This is a genomic window from Labrenzia sp. PHM005 (genome assembly GCF_006517275.1).
Lineage (GTDB): Bacteria > Pseudomonadota > Alphaproteobacteria > Rhizobiales > Stappiaceae > Roseibium.
The window spans coordinates 295,830-311,251 of the sequence record NZ_CP041191.1; the positions used below are offsets into that span (position 1 = coordinate 295,830).

A 15,422-nucleotide genomic window follows, 5' to 3' on the forward strand; every position below is an offset into this window, starting at 1 on the left:
TTTTAGGCGGCACTCTCGCGCACCGCGTATTCAGCCGCCCGGATCGCTTCCGGCGTGCCGATGTGGAGCCAGACCCCCTCCATCTGAACACCAAACAGGCGGCCCGCCTCGATCGCCTTGTCAAAGAGGACATTCATGGAAAACGGCCCGTCCGGCGCATTTTCAAAAAGGCGCGGATGCAAGATGGCGGCACCTGCATAGGCGAAAGGAGTCACGCCCTTTTCCGGACGGCGGGTTAAAGCACCGTCCCGTGCCATGTCAAAGTCACCACGGCCGTTGTAGGCGACCGCCTTAACTGTTTCGGCAACCAGAAGCAGGGCGTCCATGCGGCTGTCGTCCCAGGCTTCGACCATATGCTCCAGGTTTGGCTTGACTCCCTCTACCCAGTAACAGGTATCGGAGTTCAGCTGAAAGAACGGATCAGGGCCGAGAAGTGGCAGTGCGTTTTTAATGCCGCCGCCGGTTTCCAGAAGCAGGTCGCGCTCATCGGAGATCGTGATGTCCATGTCCTGCCGCTGGCGCACATGCACCTCAACGAGATCGGCCAGATAATGCACATTCACAACGCAGTTCTTCACGCCCGCAGCGGATAGCCGGTCCATGCCGTGATCAATCAGCGCCTGACCATTCACCTCAATCAACGGTTTGGGCGTCGTCGCCGTCAACGGCCGCATGCGCTTGCCGAGACCGGCGGCAAGAATCATGGCATTGGTGGGACGAAACCGCGTTTGTGTCATCGTTTTTCTCAGTTGTGGCAGGAGCTCTCTGGCACGAAAATTGCCGTCAAGCCCGATACTGCTGATACCATTTTTTTAGATCCGACAACACTGGCGACGCCAATACCCGGTCCAGATATGCCTCCATTCGGGGCAGATGACCAAGGTACGCCGATTTGCCATCGCGCCGGGCCAGCCGCACAAAAATTCCCAGTATCTTGGTTATCCGTTGCGCGGCCATGATTGAATAAGCATTTGAAAACGCTTGACTGTCAAAGCTGTCTGATTGCTCAGTCCGCGCCTTGACATAAGCATCATACAACGCGTTTTCCAAACTGGCATCTATATCTGTGCGTGCATCCAAAAGAAGCGATGCCACATCATAGGCCACCGGACCAATGACCGTATCCTGAAAATCGATGATCCCGATCCGGTCCGTGCCGTCCGCCTGCTCTTGCCACAACAGATTTGGCGAATGAAAATCCCGCAAAACCCAGCCAGTTTGCGCCGTTGAGCAAGCGTCCAGCGCTTGACGCCATAGGATTTCGAATTCGGCCTTGCTGTGCTCACTTGCCGGTTCACCGGTCATTTCCGGGACATACCAGTCCAGAAACAGCGACGCCTCGGCGATCAGTGCGTCGATGGAATAGAGCGGTACTTGATAGGTGTCACCGGTATCAAGCTGCACAGTTTCTGGAAAATCATGCGCGTGCATAGCTGCCAGAACATCAACAGCCGCGAAATACCGCTCCGGGACCGGCTTGCCATCAATAACAATGGTCTCGCTGCCCAGATATTCCGACAGCACCAATCCATTCTGAAAATCTGCTGATTTGATCGCCGGGGCATGAATTCCGGCCTTTCGCAGCTCCTGCCCGACAGCCGCAACAGAGCGGCAATCCTTGGCCAAATGCACTTTGTCCATATAAGCCCTGACAGGCTCCGGCAGCATGGCATCAGAGAATGGCCAGCGCATCAGCACCAAAGATTCACCACCCTTATCGATCCTCTCGAACGTGCGCAAAGACGCATCGCCTGCCAAGTGATGACGCTCAAAGGTAACCTCGAGCGTTTCATCCAGAAAGGCGCGAATTTCAAGGGTTGCTTCCAACCGCTCCTGCCACACTGGGTCTTCCGAAAAGAATACAGCCTGGCGGGTATCTTCATCGTCACCATGCTGGAATTGCAGCCACAACGCCGAATCAGGGAGCAGCTCTTCTGCTTTTTCCGGCCATTCGATCAGAGCTGCACCGTCCTCTAGCAGCTCTTCAAGCCCGAGCTCTTCCAGCTCTTCTGGCTCTTCGAGCCGGTAGAGGTCAAAATGGGAAAGATTGAGCCGGGCAAGGTCGTACGGCTGAACGAGTGTAAAGGTCGGGCTGGGCACTTCCAGATCGTAATCAGCGGCAACATTGCGGATCAACGCGCGACTGAAAGTGGATTTACCAGCGCCGAGATCACCGGACAGGCACAGCACATCACCCGGCTTCAGGATCAATGCGATGTCTTCTGCCAGCTGGCGCGTTTCGGCTTCAGAGGAAAGTGTGAGAGTGAGGAAGGAGTTGGAAGGTTCGCGGAGCTGATGGGACGCCATGGTGTCCGGGCCCTATTCGGCCGCGGCCTGGTCTGCCAGTTCCGGATGCGCGGGGAAGACACAAGTGACGGTCGTGCCTTGACCTTCGGCACTGTCAATATCAACCGTCCCACCGTGCAACTCGACAAAGCTCTTCACGATTGCAAGGCCAAGTCCGGCGCCCTGACGGCGTGCGCCCGTGTCATGACCGACAAAACGGTTGAACACTTGTGTCAGGATTTCCGCAGGAATACCAAGGCCGTGATCCTTGACCACAAAGGTTACCTTGTCATCATCCCGGTCGCAGCTGATGTCGACAACACCATCGGGCTCAGAATAGCGCACGGCGTTGGAAATCAAATTGAACAGCACCTGGCGCAACCGTTTTTCATCGGCGACCATATTGCCAATGTCATCTGGAACTTGAGTTCTAAGGTTGATCCGGGCTTCAGCAATTCTGTCTTTAAGGCCTTCGACCGCCGCTTCAACCGTGGAGGCGACATCAACTTCGCCAAGATCCAATTCCATGATGCCGGCGTCCAGCGTGGCCAGGTCAAGGATATCATTGATAATGGCAAGAAGTGCAGAGGAGGACGACTGGATGTAGTCCGCGTATTCGCCCTGTTTTTCGCTCAAATCGCCAAACTTCGGATCGGCAAGCAATTGAGCAAAACCGATGATATTGGTCAGCGGCGACCGCAGCTCGTATGAAACGTGCTGAATGAACGCGTTCTTGATCTGGTCGGCCTGTTGAAGTGCATCGTTCTTTTCAAGAAGTGCCCGCTCTACATTCACGCTGTCAGTGACATCAACAAAGGTGACCAGCGTGCCACCATCCGGCAGAGGCACCGTAGCATAGTCGAGCACTTCACCGTTATGACGCTCCAGACGGCTGACATTCTGAGTGCGGTTGTCAACCAATCCAGTGACACTTCCAGCCAGCTGTTCCCAAGCCTGCTGCTCGGTCTCGTTCAAGGCGCAGGACGTGACCACTTCATTGACATGCGGCAGTGTTGCAAGCCGCTCTTCATCCAAGTTCCAGATCCGGCCGAACGCAGGGTTCCAGAGCCGCAGCTTGCCATCAGAGCCGAACACAGCAACGGCTTCTGACAAGTTGTCGAGCGTTTCCCCCTGGACCCGAGACAGTGCGTTGTAGCGGCTTTCCAGATCGAGCTGCTCGGTGACATTCTCGTAAATGTACGTGACGCCGCCCTGCGGATGCGGATTGGCGATTACGCGCACCGTGCGGCCATCTGGCAGGTGCCACCAGTTTTCCTTGGCTTCCAGGGACTGGTAGCTCTCCAGCATCTTGTTACGCCAGCCGCGGTAGTCTGCCTGTTCTGGAATTTTCCGCCCTGCGCGTAGGGTATCGAGAACAACGCCGTCCTCCGGGCGGCTTTCCAGGAAGGCCGGATCCAGATCCCACATTTGCCGGAATGCAGCGTTGTAGAACTGAAGTTTCTTGTCGCCGCTGTAAATCGCCACGGCTGCTGCGAGCTGATCCAGAGTCCGGCCATGGAACTCTTCTGCGCGGCCCAGTTCCTTTTGCGCCTGTTCCAATTCGCTGATGTCCACGGCAATGCCGGCCCCACCGACATTCGCGTTGACATCGGTGATTTCAAACACCCGGCGCTGACCGGAAGCGACAATTGGAATCCGGGCGCTGAAACAGCCGTCTTCATTGCGCTGAACGGCCATTGCCGTACGGGCGGCCGCATCGAGGAATGTAGCGCCTTCTTTCACTGCTGCTTCTGCATCTGGCATTTCAACCGCTTCAGCATAAGCATCATTGGCCCAGATGACATTGCCTTCCGCATCCCGCTGCCAGGCAGGCGCGGGCATGGCGTCTAGCAGCGCATGCAGCATGTGAAGTTCGCCCGAAATCTTGGCGTTGCGGGCCTGAAGTTCGGCCTGCATCTGACGTTCGCCGGTCAAATCGCGCAGGCGCAGCACCACAGCACCACCGGTCGTGCGCCCAAGCGCTTCGACATAACTGCCCGTCCGGGTTTTTAAAGTGGTGGTGAATGTTTCTCCGGTGCGGAACAACAGATCCAGATACCGTTCAAGATCGCCGGCGCATTTAGCCGAAAGCCAGCTGCCGAAGGCCAAAAGCTGTGCCGGAGGCCGCGGCACGCCGGATTTTTCCGGCAAGATGCCCCAAATCTGCGGCATGGCTCCATTGCCGGTCCAGACGATGACCCGCTGCTCATCGGTGTTGAGCATGGCTTCCAGACGGTCGACACGGAACTTCAGATCCCGCTTTTCCTTTTCAAGGGAATCGGTTAGCTGTCCAGATTGACGGCGGTGATGAACAAGGGCGATCGCAGCGGTCACGGCAAAAGCGCACATGCCGCCAAGAGCGCCAAACAGAACCATGTTGTCGGGGTTGATCGCAGCCATTGTGCCAGACAACAGATCAGCGGCCGCAGACCCTGCTGACAGGGACAGCGCCGCACCCGACATGCCGCCGAGTTTGACCGTCTTCAGACTCCAATCCTGCCACGCCGCGCGGCCTCGCACGCCGTTTCTGCTGCCTTCCGGCATTCCATGATCCCCTTACGCCGCCTTCACCCGCATTTTGCGGGCTGCAGCTCCCGGTTATTGAGAGCAAATCAAAGACATCCGCCTTCTGGCCTCTGATTCGTTAAACAATAACCTTTTTGAGAATCGCGCAGAAGAGTCCCTTGCTGAAAAGTTAACAGGACCCTTTAATTTGAAGGGTCCTGCATTTTTTTGTTCACAGAGCCGAATCACAGCGCTCACTACATGTAGTGGTGAGGGTCGTGTGAATCAGTATTTGTAGTGTTCAGCCTTGAACGGGCCGGCCTTGTTAATCCCCAGATAATCGGCTTGCCCGTCAGTTAATTCGGTTAACGTGACACCGAGCTTGGCCAGATGCAGCCGGGCAACCTTCTCATCCAGGTGCTTCGGAAGCACATAGACTTCGTTTTTATACTGATCGCCCTTGGTGAAGAGTTCGATCTGCGCCAAGACCTGGTTGGTGAAGCTGGCCGACATCACAAAGCTCGGGTGACCGGTTGCGTTGCCAAGGTTTACCAGGCGGCCCTGAGACAGCAGGATCATACGCTTACCATCCGGGAACTCATACATGTCGACCTGATCTTTGACCGGGCGCAGTTTGGTGTTCTTCAGAGCAGCAACCTGGATCTCATTGTCGAAGTGACCGATGTTACAGACGATCGCCATGTCCTTCATGCCGCGCATGTGGTCGAAGGTGATGATGTCCTTGTTGCCGGTCGCGGTGACATAGATATCGCCTTCCGGCAGCGCCTGTTCCATGGTTTTGACTTCAAAGCCATCCATGGAAGCCTGCAGTGCACAGATAGGGTCGATTTCGGTGACAATCACACGAGCACCTGCGCCAGCCAGAGACTGTGCGGAGCCTTTGCCCACATCGCCGTAACCACAGACAACGGCGACCTTGCCAGACATCATAACGTCTGTACCGCGGCGAATGCCGTCGACGAGAGATTCGCGGCAGCCATACCGGTTGTCGAACTTGGACTTGGTGACACTGTCGTTGACGTTGATCGCCGGGAACGGCAGCTTGCCGTTTTTCTGCATTTCATAAAGACGCAGAACACCGGTGGTGGTCTCTTCAGTGACGCCCTGAAGCATATCGCGTTGCTTGGTGAACCAGCCTGGGTTGGCCGCTGCACGTTTCTTGATCTGAGCGAAAAGAGCTTCTTCTTCTTCAGAACCCGGGTTTTCGATCAGAGATGTTTCACCGGCTTCAACGCGCGCGCCCATAAGGATGTAAAGGGTCGCATCGCCGCCATCGTCGAGAATCATGTTCGCGCCATCTTCAAAATCGAAGATCTTGTCGGCGTAATCCCAGTACTCTTCCAGCGTCTCACCCTTAATGGCAAAGACCGGAACACCAGATGCAGCAATCGCGGCAGCTGCCTGATCCTGCGTGGAATAGATGTTGCACGATGCCCAGCGAACTTCCGCGCCGAGCGCGACAAGTGTTTCAATCAGAACAGCAGTCTGAATGGTCATGTGCAAGGAGCCGGCAATACGGGCGCCTTTGAGCGGTTTGCTCTCGCCAAACTCTTCCCGGCATGCCATCAGGCCCGGCATTTCGTGTTCCGCGATTTCAATTTCGGTCCGGCCCCAGTCTGCGAGCCCTATGTCTTTGACGATATAATCAGCCATGAAATGTTCCTGCTGTTGATCCCGGCCGCTGTTGCTGGGCCGGCTCTATGAAACCGCCGTCTGCTTTTCGATTGGCCGGAGCCAATTTATTGATCGCGCGCGGCAACCGGCCGGATTGATGGCAAATCCATAATCCGTTGCCGGGGTTATACCCTTCCAGGCTGTACCATGCAATAAAGATATAAAGACTTCTTTATATGATTAAGTCATCGTTAGGATGCCGGTATTAGATGGGATTCCATCATTGGCCAACGCTGAGCGTGTCCCAAGGCGATCGCACCAACCCCGCCCCCTACATAAGATGGCTGATTGTAAAAATCTCCGGGTCGCCAGATCATGCGGCAGCCTTTTCAAAAGTCGCCGCGCTTCTATCATGCTTTGTAAAGATCTTCGCGACTCGGCGGCATGTTGGACGGGCCTTTGGTCCGTTTAGTTGCGACGGTCTGGAAGATGTTGATTGTGCCACGCTCAAAGCCCAGCGAAACGCCCGTGAGATACGCGAGCCAGAGCCGGTATTTCTCTTCTCCAACTTCGGCGATAGCCTCGTCTTTGGCATTCATTAGATTGTTCGCCCAGAGCCGGGTGGTGCGGGCATAGTGCTCCCGCCAGCCCTCGACGTCGTGCACCTCAAAGCCATGCGCTTCCAGATTGGTCAATGTCCAACCGATGTGGTCAACCTCGCCGCCTGGGAAGATATACCGGACAAGCGCTTTATATTCCGCCCGCTTGCGGCGGAAAGTTTTGAGATCCTTCTTGCCGCGCCGAGTGATGGCGTGATGCAGATAAATCCCCCGTGGACGCAACAGCCGGCAAACGGCTTCATAATACTCGTCGTGGTGGTCAATACCGACGTGCTCGAACATACCGATGGAAGAGATCTTATCGAACTCCCCTTCCATGGCGCGGAAGTCCTTCAACTCGACAGAAACCTTGTCTTCCAGGCCTTTTGCTTTTATCCGCTCCCGTGCCAGCACAGCTTGTTCTTCGGATAAGGTAACCCCAACAGCTGTCACGCCATAGTTTTCAGCGGCATAACAAATTAGGGCACCCCAGCCGCAGCCGATATCCAGCATCCGGTCGCCCGGCTGAAGCCGCAACTTTCGGCAAATCATCTCCAGTTTGTTTTTCTGAGCCGTAGCCAGATCGTTGCTCCAATCCCGAAAGTACGCGCAGGTGTAGAGCATCTCCGGATCCAGAAAGAGCCGGTAGAAATCGTTGGAGACATTATAGTGAAAGGCAATATCCGTCTGTCCGCTGCCAGAACGTTGTGCCGCTCCGCCGCCATCAAAGTTTGTCGTCCTCTTGTCTTTTCCCCGCGCAGCAAAAAACAGCTTCGCCGCCAACCCCAGCACTAGGCGTTTGTTCAGTTTCTTTAACAGTGCTTTGGTCTTCACCGACGGCCGCTTATCGGCAAACTCAAATAAAGAGCCCCCGCGCGGCTCTATCTCGCCGCGGGCATAGAGCTCTAGAAGCGTTTTGAGGCCTGGGCGCCGCAACAGAGACGGGATCGCGGTATGCGACAGATAAAGGCGGAGCCCGCCCACGTTTTCAGTTTCCGGAACAAGCGAACCATCAGGAAGTTCAAAGGAAAAGTCGGCGTCTAACGCGCCATGAAGGTGGGCCAATAGATCCTTGGTGACCTGCAAATCCCGATTCACAACCGCGTCCAACAGTACCCCCCCTTTAATATCCGGGCCGAAGGGAGGTTGCGGTCTGATCATAAAGAGGCGGCTAGTCTTCTTCGCCGAACCCGCTTTCAACCAGATCGGTGATCGCCTCCAGCGCCGGTTCTGCTTGTTCACCGCTAATGCGAACCCGGATGCTGCTGCCCGTGCTCGCCGCAAGCATCATCAGTCCCATAATCGACGTTCCGCCCACGGTTTGACCGTCTCTGGAAACTTCGACATCGGCGTCAAAAGTTTCAACCAGCTTCACCAGTTTCGCAGATGCCCGGGCATGCAGTCCGCGCCGGTTCACAATCGTCAGGTCTTTTTCCAACACGCTTTTTTGCGTCCTGTTCTTCTTAGTTCTGTCCCGACAGCACCTGGCTTGCGACGGAAATATATTTTTGTCCGGCCTGACGCGCCTCGTCAACGGCCTGCGCCAGGTCGCGGTCAGCCCGGACACTGGCAAGTTTGATCAGCATCGGCAGATTGACCCCGGCCACAACCTCCACGGATTTGCTGTCCATAACGGAAATCGCCAAATTGGAAGGGGTCCCACCAAACATATCGGTCAGAAGGACCACCCCTTTGCCGGAATTTGCCGCATCTACAGCGGCCAGAATGTCCTGCCGGCGCTGTTCCATGTCATCGTCTGGGCCAATGGAGATTGTTTCCACCTGCTCCTGCGGTCCAACGACATGTTCAAGGGCAGCCTTGAATTCCTCTGCGAGACGTCCGTGAGTGACAAGGACTAGTCCGATCATATGTATAAAAACCCGATTATCGAGGTCCGCTTGGCTCATTTTAGAGCCGGGCGTTTATCAGTCTGCTGCACTCTCGACAACCGGTTCGCCAGTTGCAAGTAAAAAAGAAGCAGTGCGCCCTAAAAATAGTCAGGACTTCCTGGAAAAAGGTGTTTGAACGCCCAGCGGATCAGTCGAAGTGCGGATTGTGGTGCTACAGCGGGGCATTTGATGCCAGAAAGTTGGGCACCTTCCAACATCACATTTGCCACAGCAAGCTCGGGGATCCGTTCCATTTCCTCCAAGTCAATAAGATCAACGATCAAATGCACTTGTGCCTTTGGCAAATGACGGACCTGAACAATGCCAAACCCGCGTGTTTCCATCAGGCCTTGGAGGGTGGATGGCGGTTCGGCGATCAGCCGTCCCGTTTCCACTCTCAATTGCACCCGATCATCGGATACGAGCGCAGCGAATTGGCCCCGCACTTGAGCAGATTCGATGAGCGTTTCAGAAAGACTGGACTTGCCGCTTCCGGATGCCCCCCGGATCAAAATACCCTTTGTTCCGACGACCAAACAGTTTGCATGGATCGTGGACCGGCTCACTTAGTGCGGCCTGCAGGCAACAAAATGGTAAACCGCGCTCCGGCAACCGTATCGTCGCCATCTTCATCTGCTTCAATCCGGTTTGTCGCCGAAATCGACCCGCCGTGTGCATCTATGATCTGGCGGGAGATAGACAGGCCGAGACCGGAGTTATTGCCGAAACCTTCGCCGTCCGGCCGGTCGGTGTAAAACCGCTCGAAAATCCGCTCGGTATTTTCGGCCCGGATCCCCGGACCGTCATCATCAATCGTAATCTTGATCTGGTGGCTGCCACGGCTGAGATCGACGCGGACAATCCCGTTTTCAGGCGAGAAAGACCGCGCATTGTCGAGAAGATTGCTGATTACTTGGCCCAGGCGGATATCATGACCTTGAACATCATAGGGTTTCGCGCCTGGCGCATCAGCAACGGTCAGCTTGACCCGCGCTGCGCCGTCATCGGCTCGCTCATTGGCTGCATCGGCCATGTTACGCAGAAGTTCTGCCATATTGATGGTCTCTGACTGAGTCCGGGCCAATTCGGCATCCAGTCGGGACGCATCGGATATGTCGCTGATCAAACGGTCGAGGCGCCGCACGTCATGTTGGATGACATCCATCAACCGGTTGCGAGAGTCTTCATTGCGGGCAAGCGGTAGTGTTTCAACGGCACTACGCAAAGAAGTCAATGGGTTCTTGAGTTCGTGTGCCACATCGGCCGCGAACCGCTCGATGGCATCGATCTTATCATAGAGCGCATTGGTCATCTCGCGGAACGAACGCGCCAGATGACCAATCTCATCCTGCCGGTCGGAAAACTCCGGAATTTCCTCGCGCGATGTCGTCGACCCTTTGCGCACCCGATCGGCGGCTGCGGCCAAGCGGCGGACCGGACCGGCAATAGTGCCCGCCAACAAGATCGACAGCAAAATGGTGACGGTCGCGGCAAACATGAAGACGCGAATAATCGCGATGCGTTCTGCGCGCACGATGGCATCAATATCGCCGCCTTGGGTGGAAAGCAGAAGTGTGCCCAAAACAGCCCGGAACCGCTGGATCGGAACCGCGACCGAGACGATCAGTTCGCCACGTTGCGAGATCCGGGTCACACTGGCCGGTGACCCGGCGAGGGCTGCCTCCACTTCCGGATAGGCACGTCCGTCCCCGGCACCGACCTCCTGATAAAGCGGCAGATCGCCCTGACGGAACCACCGTTTGGTCCACTGCCAAAGCGTATCCCAGAAACCGTCTTCTTCCGCATTTGGTGGCGGCAGATCAAATCGCAGAATTTGCGCGCCGGAATAAAGGTGGCGCGAATCCAAAATGAGGATCCCTTCCGGGTCGTAAATCCGGGCGCGGGTCTTGGTTGGCGATATCAGGCGCCGCAACACTGGCCCGACCCGCTCCGGATTGATCGGAAAGTCGAGGCTTTCCAAATCATCGCCTGTTGTGGGTGTGATGCTTTCGCCGGCTTGCAGCTGTAGCAAGCGCTCCGGATCTACCGTGATAGCCCCGGTGTCAACCGTCGCGGAGGCCGCAATTGCGCCTGCAATGATTTCGCCTTGGGTCAAAAGGCTTTGTACCCGTGCATCGATCAGACCGGCCCGGAACTGATTGAGGTACAAGATCCCGATCACCAGAGCGATCAGGCCAACCAAGTTGATGGCGATGATCCGCCGGGTCAGCGAAGAGAGAACGTAAGTGCCAAAAATCTGGCCGAACCGGCTAAGGATGCGACGGCGAACCCGTTTTTTGCCAAGACGGCGCAAGCGCGAGCGCTCCGAACCGGTTTCCGGTTCAGAGGACGGATCAACGTCAAGATGCTCGCTTTCAACCGCCATTCAGGCCTGCCTTTAGGGGCTTTTCCGGCTCAGACCTCTCTGAACCGGTAACCGACACCATAAAGGGTTTCGATCATGTCGAAATCATCGTCAACCACTTTGAACTTCTTACGCAGACGTTTGATGTGGCTGTCGATGGTGCGGTCATCGACATAGACCTGATCGTCATAGGCCGCGTCCATCAGGGCATTCCGGCTTTTGACCACGCCTGGCCGCTGAGCAAGGGCCGACAAGATCAGGAATTCGGTGACCGTCAGGGTAACCGGCTTGTTGTTCCAGGTGCACGTGTGCCGCTCCTGATCCATCAAAAGCTGTCCACGCTCGAGCAGCTTATCCGCATCGTCCCGCGGCGCTGAGGCGTCCCGTGGCTGTGCCCGCCGCAATACCGCGCGGACCCGCTCGACCAGCAAACGCTGTGAGAAGGGTTTGCGGATAAAGTCATCGGCGCCCATTTTCAAGCCAAACAGCTCGTCGATTTCATCGTCCTTGGAGGTCAGGAAAATCACCGGAATATCTGACGTCTGACGCAAACGGCGTAGGAGCTCCATGCCATCCATGCGCGGCATCTTGATGTCGAAGATCGCGAGTTCCGGCGGATCGCTCTGCAGTCCGTCCAGTGCGGAGGTTCCATCCGTATAGGTCTGAACCCGGTAGCCTTCCGCCTCTAGCGCAATCGAAACTGAGGTCAAAATGTTGCGGTCGTCATCAACCAGGGCAATTGTCGGCATTTTTGTCTATTTCCATTTCCGGCAACGCACCGATGGCACGCATCGGCAAAACAGTAACACATTGCCTTTGGCCTGCTAAATGCGCAAAAATTAAGGCAAACATCGCGATTACCCTGCGCAAGCATGCCTCTGTTGGGAATTGGGTGCCTTGCGCGCGGAGCCGTGATCTTCGTCGAGATGGCTGGTCCGCGGCCTGGTTTCAAGCCCAGCTGGCCCCTTTCGAAAGACTGACCCAACCAAATTGGCTTTCAAGCCAGTTGACACATTTCAATATAGGACGCATGCAGGATCTGTCTCTTGGAGCATTCCTCTGGGGCCGTCGACAGTCGCCGATTGGTGGTTCTCACTTACTCTGGCATTCAGCTTCCGGTCACGTGGCTTTCTAGCCAATTGCTGACTGCTTGCGGCCCGGCAACGGCGCGATATAAACGCAAATACTTTCACCTCAACAAGCAAATCGAAGAATTCGAAAGTTTCGTTTTTTAGTTTGCCGACCAAATTAATTAACTGTCATTTATTCCCTTTTTTTAATCGATTAAACAAACACATAGCCCTTTGGCTGTCTTGCTGCACAACTGCGCATCCACTAGGTTCGCACCCCTCACGACCGGGTTCAGTATTTGTTAACACTCGCCCGGTGGCGACTGAATAGCTCCCATCACAAGGATCTCGGGATCATGCAGGAAGTAGGCGACAGGAATTCAGCCATTGGCAGCGAGACTTTCGGTTTCAAAGGCCTGAAAGCGCTCTATTGGAACCAGAACGAGCCTGCGCTTTATGAGTATTCACTGTCCCGCGGCGAGAGCCGGATGGCAGCAGGCGGTGCGCTGGTCGCCGAAACCGGCGTCCACACCGGCCGCTCCCCCAAAGACAAATTTGTTGTTCTTGATGACCAGACCAAAGATACTGTGTGGTGGGACAACAATTCTCAGATGAACCCGGAGCAGTTCGATGTACTCCTGGGCGATTTCCTCGCGCATGCGGACGGCATGGAACTGTTTGCGCAGGACCTTTACGGCGGAGCAGACGCTGAAAACCGGCTGCCGGTGCGTGTTTACACCGAATATGCTTGGCATTCGCTCTTCATCCGCAACCTGCTGCTTCGCCCCGAGCGTAGCGAGCTGGCGGCTTTTGCTCCAGAAATGACCATTGTCGATCTGCCGAGCTTTAAGGCCGATCCGGCCCGGCATGGTTGCCGCACAGAAACCGTGATTGCCGTTGATCTGACCCGCAAGATCGTCCTGATCGGCGGAACATCATATGCCGGCGAAATGAAGAAATCGGTCTTCACCGTTCTTAATCACCTGCTGCCGGAAAAAGGCATCATGCCGATGCACTGCTCGGCCAATGTCGGTGAAGATGGTGACACTGCAGTATTCTTTGGCCTGTCTGGCACCGGCAAGACCACTCTGTCCGCTGACCCGTCTCGCACGTTGATCGGCGATGATGAGCACGGCTGGAGCGAAAACGGTGTCTTCAATTTCGAAGGCGGCTGCTACGCCAAGACAATCAAATTGTCCGCCGATGCAGAACCAGAAATCTATTCGACCACGCAACGCTTCGGAACGGTTCTGGAAAATGTGGTTCTGGACGAAAACCGGGTTCCGGATTTCGACGATGGCTCGAAAACAGAAAACACCCGGGCGGCCTATCCTATCCACTTCATCTCTAATGCCAGCGACACAGGCTGCGCGCCGGTTCCAAAAACCATCATCATGTTGACCGCTGATGCTTTTGGCGTCATGCCGCCAATTGCCCGCCTCACTCCGGCGCAGGCCATGTACCACTTCCTGTCCGGTTACACCGCGAAAGTGGCTGGTACCGAAAAAGGCGTAACTGAGCCGCAGGCTACCTTCTCGACTTGCTTCGGCGCCCCTTTCCTGCCGCGGCATCCATCAGAATACGGCAACCTGCTGAAAGATCTGATTGCCAAGCACAATGTCGACTGCTGGCTGGTGAACACCGGCTGGACCGGTGGCGCCCACGGTGTTGGCCACCGCATGCCGATCAAGGCAACCCGGACGTTGCTACAAGCAGCTCTGTCGGGCAGCCTGGCGAATGCTGCGTTCCGTACGGACGCGAATTTCGGCTTTGAGGTTCCGGTTGACGTTGAAGGCGTTGACAGCACCATCCTGACACCGCGCGAAACTTGGGCGGACAAGGATGCCTACGATGCACAGGCCGCCAAGCTGGTGGATATGTTCGTCGGCAACTTCGAAACCTTCGAGCCGCATGTCGACAGCACTGTGCGCAGCGCTGCACCAGCGGTGCGGCTTGCCGCGGAATAAATTCCGTCTGACAAGTGGACTAATTGAGGAGCACCTGCCGGCCGGCAGGTGCTTTTTCTATTGCAACTCCTCCTTTCATCCTTTTGCGGACCCGCTATATTCAGAATGGATTTGAGGAGAATGAACCATGCAGGATGGCGACAGCCGCTCCGCCCCCGATATTCTGGCGACCACAGAAGCTTGGAAACAGGCTGGACGATCCGTTGCGCTCGCGACAGTAATCGAAACCTGGGGCTCCGCACCGCGCCCGGTTGGCTCCCATCTCGTCATCGATTCTGACGGCAATTTTGAAGGATCCGTGTCAGGCGGCTGCGTCGAAGGGGCCGTGGTCGCCGAAGCTGTCGATGTGATAGACACCGGCAAACCCACGACGCTAGAATTCGGTGTTGCCGATGAAACCGCTTGGCGCGTTGGCCTCTCCTGCGGCGGCCGCATTCTTGTTTATGTTGAACCTGTTACCTGATTGAGTTTCCCATATGGCTTCATTTGAAACGCTTTTGGCCTTTGCAGCGGCGGCTGCTCTTTTTGCCTATATGCCCGGCCCCGCTTTGCTCTACACAGCAGCGCAAACAATATCGCGTGGCAGAAAGGCTGGTCTTCTTGCAGCACTTGGCATTCACATCGGGTGTTATGCCCATGTTGCCGCGGCTGCTTTTGGCCTATCGGCCATTTTTGCTGCAGTGCCAACGCTCTATTTCGCCCTAAAATTGATCGGTGGTGCATATTTGGTGTTTCTCGGCATCCAAATGATCCGTACCCGCGCAGAAACCGGACCTGTTCCCGCATTGCCGCTTAAGACCAACCGGCGGGCCTTTATCGACAGTGTTCTGGTTGAAGTGCTCAATCCCAAAGTGGCTGTCTTTTTTATTGCCTTCCTGCCTCAGTTCGTCAGCCCGGAAGCAGCTTTGCCAATTTGGGCTCAATTCCTAATCCTGGGTACCGTGGTCAATTTCTTCTTCACGTCAGCGGATTTGGTCACGGTCTTCTTTGCATCTGAAGTCACGAAACGGCTTGGCCGCTCTTCCAAATTCCAAACCCTGACCCGTTGGGCCGGCGGGTCTGTGCTCACAGGTCTTGGGCTCAAGCTGGCAACGGACCGCGGGTAA

13 protein-coding genes are annotated in these 15,422 nt (G+C 55.8%); 3 read left to right on the forward strand and 10 right to left on the reverse strand.

Annotation, left to right across the window (positions count from 1 at the left end):
- Positions 1–2: 2 nt before the first annotated feature.
- From FJ695_RS01540 to FJ695_RS01585, 10 genes are all read right to left on the reverse strand, one after another.
- A complete protein-coding gene (locus tag FJ695_RS01540) occupies positions 3–737 on the reverse strand; it encodes a nucleotidyltransferase family protein (RefSeq protein ID WP_141183795.1) in 735 nt (244 codons plus the stop codon).
- Positions 738–783: 46 nt separating this feature from the next.
- Complete coding sequence (tsaE, locus tag FJ695_RS01545; RefSeq protein ID WP_141183796.1) at positions 784–2,307, reverse strand: tRNA (adenosine(37)-N6)-threonylcarbamoyltransferase complex ATPase subunit type 1 TsaE; 1,524 nt, start codon at positions 2,305–2,307, stop codon at positions 784–786.
- 12 nt (positions 2,308–2,319) lie between these two features.
- A complete protein-coding gene (locus FJ695_RS01550; protein WP_209010876.1) occupies positions 2,320–4,830 on the reverse strand; it encodes a PAS domain-containing sensor histidine kinase in 2,511 nt (836 codons plus the stop codon).
- 246 nt (positions 4,831–5,076) lie between these two features.
- Positions 5,077–6,465, reverse strand: coding sequence for an adenosylhomocysteinase (ahcY, locus tag FJ695_RS01555; RefSeq protein ID WP_141183797.1), 1,389 nt, complete (start codon positions 6,463–6,465; stop codon positions 5,077–5,079).
- A gap of 371 nt (positions 6,466–6,836) precedes the next feature.
- Positions 6,837–8,135 (reverse strand): cyclopropane-fatty-acyl-phospholipid synthase family protein, encoded by a 1,299-nt coding sequence (locus FJ695_RS01560; protein ID WP_247653776.1) that lies wholly within the window; start codon positions 8,133–8,135, stop codon positions 6,837–6,839.
- A 61-nt stretch (positions 8,136–8,196) separates the two neighbouring features.
- Positions 8,197–8,466: an HPr family phosphocarrier protein gene (locus FJ695_RS01565; protein ID WP_141183798.1), complete on the reverse strand. Its 270-nt coding sequence runs from the start codon at positions 8,464–8,466 to the stop codon at positions 8,197–8,199.
- A 22-nt stretch (positions 8,467–8,488) separates the two neighbouring features.
- On the reverse strand, positions 8,489–8,893 hold the full coding sequence (locus tag FJ695_RS01570; protein ID WP_141183799.1) for a PTS sugar transporter subunit IIA: 405 nt from the start codon (positions 8,891–8,893) through the stop codon (positions 8,489–8,491).
- Between the two features lie 119 nt (positions 8,894–9,012).
- Positions 9,013–9,480, reverse strand: coding sequence for an HPr kinase/phosphorylase (locus tag FJ695_RS01575; protein ID WP_141183800.1), 468 nt, complete (start codon positions 9,478–9,480; stop codon positions 9,013–9,015).
- Positions 9,477–11,300, reverse strand: coding sequence for a sensor histidine kinase (locus FJ695_RS01580; RefSeq protein ID WP_141183801.1), 1,824 nt, complete (start codon positions 11,298–11,300; stop codon positions 9,477–9,479). The genes FJ695_RS01575 and FJ695_RS01580 overlap by 4 nt, the downstream gene beginning before the upstream one ends.
- Positions 11,301–11,329: 29 nt before the next feature.
- Entirely contained in the window at positions 11,330–12,028 is a 699-nt protein-coding gene (locus FJ695_RS01585; RefSeq protein ID WP_141183802.1) for a response regulator transcription factor, read from the reverse strand.
- Between the two features lie 677 nt (positions 12,029–12,705).
- On the opposite strand from FJ695_RS01585, the gene FJ695_RS01590 reads away from it, so the two are divergent.
- The 3 genes from FJ695_RS01590 (at position 12,706) to FJ695_RS01600 (ending at position 15,422) form a co-directional block, all read left to right on the forward strand.
- On the forward strand, positions 12,706–14,316 hold the full coding sequence (locus FJ695_RS01590; protein WP_141183803.1) for a phosphoenolpyruvate carboxykinase: 1,611 nt from the start codon (positions 12,706–12,708) through the stop codon (positions 14,314–14,316).
- 127 nt (positions 14,317–14,443) lie between these two features.
- Positions 14,444–14,779 carry an XdhC family protein gene (locus FJ695_RS01595; protein ID WP_141183804.1) on the forward strand — a complete coding sequence of 112 codons (336 nt, stop codon included), beginning with the start codon at positions 14,444–14,446 and terminating at the stop codon, positions 14,777–14,779.
- A 13-nt stretch (positions 14,780–14,792) separates the two neighbouring features.
- A complete protein-coding gene (locus tag FJ695_RS01600; protein ID WP_141183805.1) occupies positions 14,793–15,422 on the forward strand; it encodes a LysE family translocator in 630 nt (209 codons plus the stop codon).